Source organism: Microbacterium sp. ZOR0019 (assembly GCF_000800925.1).
In the GTDB taxonomy this organism is placed as follows: Bacteria; Actinomycetota; Actinomycetes; order Actinomycetales; family Microbacteriaceae; genus Microbacterium; species Microbacterium aurugineum.
Map to the genome: position 1 here is coordinate 1 of NZ_JRKC01000030.1, position 1,414 is coordinate 1,414.

Here is a 1,414-nt window from a genome sequence, read left to right on the forward strand (position 1 = left end):
ATTTGCGTACTGAACGCCTCGCATTTGCGTACTGAACGCCTCACCAGGTCATGGTTATCCACAGGCTCAAGGGTGAGGCGTTCAGTACGCAAATAGACGGTTATCCACAGGCTTAGAGTTCGTCCGCAACGCTCCGGAGAAGCGGGCTGCGTCGGATCACGAGCCTCGTGCCACCGCCCCGGCGTCCAGCTACGTGCTCGATCTCGAAGTTTGTCTGGATTCCGTTCCCATGGATGCGACGTGTGGCAGCGGCCTCGTTCAGCGCCGCGAGGAACTTGCGCCGGAAATTATCCGTCGCTGCATAGCCGTGGGTGAGTTCGGCGTATAGGGCTTTCCACTCGAAGCGCCGTTCGCGGTGGGGGCCGTCCTTGATCGAGTACAAGACTTTTTCGAGCCACGAGGCGACCTGGATAGGGAACGCGCCGGACATGCGTGCGAGGGCATCCAAACGCGCCGGGGGCGTCGTCGTGTCCGTTGCGAGGTCTACGAGGATCTGGTTGGGGAGGATGTGCGAGTCCAGCCCGTCGAGCACGTCGCCCCATCCGGGAACGTAGAGCCGAACTTTGCTGGCGAGGGTCGTCGTCTTTTGTTCGTACTGCCGTCCGCCGTGTTCGTCCGCTGGCCCCCACTCAGCCATGTGCAACGTGGAAACAGCGAAGCCCGTCACCTGACGTGTGAGTTCCTGATGAGTGCGGCCACCGCTCGAGCTATATCCGAGGTCTGCGGCCAGCGCCCGCTGCGTTTCTTCTAACCCGATGCCTTCCAGCGGGTTGCCGCCCGCTTTGACTATGGCGCGGATCTTCGTAGCGATCGCCGCCCCGATGAGCAGCGCGGGCTTTCCCGAGGGGATCGGGGCATCGACCCACTCACCGTGTTTGGTCATGATCTTGCCCGCGCTGATCGACCACGACGTGAACGAGTTCGATGCGTCCCACTCGCGACCAGGCTGCTCATCCATCGGCGTGAGCGAAAAGTACCCGTTCCCGAGTAAGACGCCGTGGCGCTTGTTAGCAGTCTGGTTCTCGATAGCCGTTGCCTGATCGAGCTGCCGAACTTCCCACGGTTCCATCCGAGGTACAGCGTTCGATCCAGCGTCGTCACTCGTGGGGGATTGATCCCCGTCGTTTGGTACTTTCTTCATGGTCACGGAACTCCTATTTTCGTGATCGCCGCGCGCCAGGAGCTCTAACTCCTGGCGCGCATTTTCTTTGGGTGTCCGCTCATCCTGGCACCAGGTCGCTCCGATGCTGGTAGGCGTGTGCGGGTCTGTCTGGATCGTCATAGCCGGCCCCTTCCGATGGGTCTCACCTATAAGGGGTGGCCAAAACACGGCCGATCCGACATATACATGTTGTGTGTATCTCAGTATGTATCCCATTTTGGGATACGTCTAGGTGTTGACGGAAATTGGGGA

1 protein-coding gene is annotated in these 1,414 nt (G+C 60.3%); it reads right to left on the reverse strand.

Going from position 1 to position 1,414, the window contains the following annotated elements:
• Positions 1 to 112: 112 nt before the first annotated feature.
• Complete coding sequence (locus tag L978_RS07960) at positions 113 to 1,282, reverse strand: hypothetical protein (protein ID WP_156118253.1); 1,170 nt, start codon at positions 1,280 to 1,282, stop codon at positions 113 to 115.
• Positions 1,283 to 1,414 lie beyond the last annotated feature (132 nt).